Source organism: Streptomyces catenulae (assembly GCF_000718015.1).
Lineage (GTDB): Bacteria > Actinomycetota > Actinomycetes > Streptomycetales > Streptomycetaceae > Streptomyces > Streptomyces catenulae.
Genome location: NZ_JODY01000067.1, coordinates 1 through 4,229 on the forward strand (window position 1 = coordinate 1; position 4,229 = coordinate 4,229).

The 4,229-nt window shown below is 77.2% G+C and carries 2 protein-coding genes; both read left to right on the forward strand.

All coding sequences use genetic code 11. The features are described 5' to 3' along the window. A partial coding sequence (locus IF23_RS0130645) for an ATP-binding protein (protein WP_030289546.1) occupies positions 1–2,085 on the forward strand: 2,085 nt, incomplete at its 5' end. Between the two features lie 401 nt (positions 2,086–2,486). Continuing rightward, positions 2,487–4,148, forward strand: a complete 1,662-nt coding sequence (locus IF23_RS0130650) for a PucR family transcriptional regulator (RefSeq protein ID WP_037680382.1) — start codon at positions 2,487–2,489, stop codon at positions 4,146–4,148. The last annotated feature ends 81 nt before the right edge of the window (positions 4,149–4,229 follow it).

Sequence of the window (4,229 nt, forward strand, 5' to 3'; positions counted from 1 at the left end):
CCCCCCCCCCCGGCCCGGGGGGGGCCCGCCCCGCCGCCCCCCGTGGCGGCGCCCCGCGCCCCGCACGAGGCGCCGCCCGAGCCCCCGGTCCTGCGCTGGCTGCGCACCCCCCGCCCCGCCGCCGCACCCGGCATCTGGACGTACGGCCACCGCCCCCGCGCCGCGGCCGACCCGGACCGCGCCCCGCTGCGCCAGCTGATCAGCGGCGCGGTCATCTCGGGGCTGTGCGGGTGGCTGCTGTGGTCGTTGTTGTGGAACGGATATCTGGGGCCGTACTGGGCCTGGCCCATGTACCTCCTCGTCCCCGACTCGTGGCAGGCCGCAGCAACCCCAGGAGACGAGATGGCGTACGCCATCGCCTCCTGGGCCTACTACGGGCTGTGGATCGCGGGCATCGCCGTCGTCTTCGGCCGTCTCGGCCGCTGGCCCGAGCTGCTCGGCCGGGTGGCCGGTCCGCTGCTGCGGCGGATGCGGGAGACCGCGCCCGTGGCGAAGCCGGAACCGGCCGTGGACCGTGCGCAGTGGCCGGAGCTGCGCGCCGCGGGCGCCGTCGACGCCGCCGACAAGCTCGCCGCCGAGGCCCGCGCGGGGCGGATGAACGATGTCGACGTCGCCCGCATCGACCACGCATGGCGCGCCGCACGGGGCGGCCCGGGCGGCGTCGCGTCCTTCACCGACACCGTTCTGCGGCACGGCGCCGCCGCCGGGACGCACCCGTCCGGCGCGCGGGACCTGGCCCGCCGGACCGCCCACCACGACCTCCTGGCGCACCAGGTACGCATCGGTGTCGCCGCCGACCACGAACGCAACCCGCACCAGCATCGGGGCGCCGGACTCGCCCTGGAGCCGGGCCTGTTGGGCACCTCGCTGCTCGCCGTCGGCCCGCCCGGCAGCGGCAAGACCAGCCGGGTGCTCAAGCCGGTCGTCGAGTCGATGTGCCTGCAGGCGCTCGCCCGGCGGTGCGCCGTCGTCGCCGTCGGCCCCGTGGGTGCGGACCTCGGCCCCGATGACGCCTTCGACGTGGTGGTGCGCGTCGGCCGTCCCGGTCAGGACACCGATCTCGATCTCTACGGCGGCACCACCGACCCCGACGAGGCGGCCGGCATCCTCGCCGAGGCGCTGGTCGGCGATCTGGCGACCGGCGGGCCCGGCGCGGACGGCCGACGCGCGGCGACCGCGCTCGGGCAGCTCCTCGGCCCGTTCCGTACCGCCCACGGCCGGTTCCCGTCCGTGCCGGAGCTGCGCGAACTCCTCGACGGGGCGCCGGAGCCGGTGGCGGAACTGCGTGAGGCCCTGCGCGCCGCCGGTGCCACGGCGCAGCTGCGCGAACTGGACGCCCGCGCCCGGCAGGCCGAGCGTCCGGACGACGCCGGGGCGCTGCTCGCCGACCGGATCGCGTTGCTGGACCGCCCCGCCTTCGCCGGGTTCTTCGACACCACGGGGCGCACCCGCCAGGTGTCGCTGCGCTCGCTCGACCAGCCGCTGCGGGTACGCGTCGAGCTCCCGGAACGGGGCCACGCCGAGGCGTCGCGGATCCTCGCCCGGCTGGTGCTGGCCCAGTTCACCGAGTCCGCGGTGGCCCGTACCGACCGCTCGCTCTTCTCCTGTCTGGTCCTCGACGAGGCGGCGCACACCATCACCGCCGAGGCGCTGCGGGGCCTGCAGCGGCTGCGGGCGGCCAACGCGGGCGTGGTGCTGACGCTCCGCGCGCTGGACGACGTCCCGGAGGCGCTGCGTAGCGCGCTGCTCGGCGCGGTCGGGTGCCGGATGGCGTTCGCCGGTGTCACGACCTGGGACGGGGCGCGGTTCGCCGAGGTGTGGGGCAAGGAGTGGGTGGAGACCCGCGATGTCACCGACCGGCAGATCATCGCGTACAGCACCGCGGGCAAGGTGTTCCACGCGCTCCGCCGCGTCGTCACGGGCAAGGCGGCCACGGCCAAGGCGATCACCGTCCGCACCGTGGAGCGCGAACGCTGGTCCGCCTCCGACCTGGCCAACGCCGTACCGCCCGGCCACGCGGTGCTCTCGGTCACCTCGGTACGCGGCGAACACGCGCCCCCCGTTCTGGTCGATCTGGGGAGGTAGCGGCGGGACGGGGCGCCTGCGCCGGGCGGCCGCAGGGGGCACGCAGGGGCCTCATGCGCAGGGCCCCGTGCGGCGCCCCATGCGGGCGCCCCGCGCACGTGGCTCACCGCGAATGCGCCGCCCCGTGCGGAGCGTGCGCGTCGCCGTTCCGTCTGCACCGGCCCCGTACGCCCCCGGCCTCGTACGGGTCGCGCGACCCGCGGACGCCCGCCGTGCGGCGCGGCACGGGGCACCTCCGGACGGTACGGGCCCTGGTGCGGCGGCCCGTGCCGCCCGGCTGCTCCGGCCGCCGTTGAGGCAGAATCGACAGCGACCGTTCATACGGGACGGCCGAACCCCGGGCGGTGCCGCCCCCGCCCCACCGGCGGTGGCCGCAGGCCCCCGTCGCCGTCGAAGGTCCCATGCCGCACACCCTCGCCTCCCTGGTCAACCACACCGCGCTCAAGCTGACCGTGCTCGCGGGCGAGGACCGGCTCGACGTCCCCGTCCGCTGGGCCCACGCCAGCGAGCTGATCGACCCGGTGCCCTACATGGAGGGCGGTGAGCTGCTGCTGATCACCGCGCTGAAACTGGACGCCGAGGACGAGGAGACCACGCGCGCCTACGTACGCCGGGTGGCCCGCGCGGGCGTCATCGGCCTCGGCTTCGCGATCGGCGTCAACTACGACGAGGTGCCCCAGGCGCTCGTCGCGGCGGCCCGCGCCGAGGGGCTGCCGCTGTTCGGGGTGCCCCGCCGGACCCCGTTCATCGCCATCAGCAAGGCCGTCTCCGCCGCGGTCGCCGCCGACCAGTACCGCGCCGTGACCGCCGGGTTCGAGGCGCAGCGGGAACTGACCCGCGCCGCGCTGAGCGCCGAGGGCCCGGCCGACCTGCTGGCCCGGCTCGCCGCGCACCTGGACGGCTGGGCCGCGCTCTACGACGCGTCCGGCGCCGTGCTGGCCGCCGCGCCCGATTGGGCGGCCCGCCGTGCCGCCCGGCTCACCGCCGACGTCGCCCGGCTGCGGGAGCGCCCCGCGCCCGCCAGCGCGGTGATCAGCGTGGCGGAGGGCGACGACCGCGTCGAACTCCAGTCCCTGGGCACGGGGCGGCGGGCACGGGGCGTCCTCGCCGTCGGCACCGGGGCGGCCCTGGGCACGGCGGAGCGTTACGCCGTCCACTCCGCCGTGGCTCTTCTGACGCTCGCCACGGAGCGCTCCCGCGCCCTCCAGGACGCCGAGGCGCGGCTCGCCTCCGCGGTGTTGAAGATGCTGCTGGTGGGCGAGGCGGACCATGCGCGGTCCGTGGCGGGGCGGCTCTACGGAGGTCTGCTGGAGGCGCCGTTCCGGGTGCTGGCCGCGGAATCGGTGGTCGCGGACGGCGCCACCGGCCATACGGGGCCCGGTGTGCTCGACGGCCTTGCGGATGCCCTGGAGTCCGCCGCCGCCCGTACGGGGGAGGCGGTGCTCGTGGTCGCCGAGACGGGGCGGCTGACGGCGCTCGTCGCCGACGGTGGGGCCGCGGCAGATGCGTGTGCCCGGTTCGCCGTGGACATCGAGGACCGCCCGGACCCGTCGCCCGCGCCGCGTGGTGCGGTGCCCCGTGGCGAGGCCCCGTACGGCGGTGAGCTGCTGGTGGCCGGGCTCTCCGCCCCGACCGGCCCCGGCGGCGCGCCGACCGCGCACCGCCAGGCCGAACAGGCGCTCTCCGTGGCCCGTCGGCGGAGCCGGGCACTGATCGAGTACGAGGACGTCGCTGCCGGTTCCGTCCTCCCGCTGCTCGCCGACGACGCCGTCCGCGCCTTCGCCGACGGATTGCTGCGCGCCCTGCGGCAGCACGACGCGACCGGCCGGGGCGATCTGGTCGCCTCGCTCCGTGCCTGGCTCTCTCGGCACGGGCAGTGGGACGCCGCCGCCGCCGACCTCGGGGTGCACCGGCACACCTTGCGCTACCGGATGCGCCGCGTGGAGGAGATCCTGGGCCGCTCCCTGGACGACGCGGACGTCCGGATGGAGCTGTGGCTCGCCCTCAAGGCGACCTCGGACACCGACGAGAGCCGGGGCACACCGGGGACCCCGGGGGACTGAACCCATCGGGCCGGGCCGCATCCTCCGTCGGGGCACGGGGCACGGGGCACGGGGCACGGGGCACGGGGCACGGGGCACGGG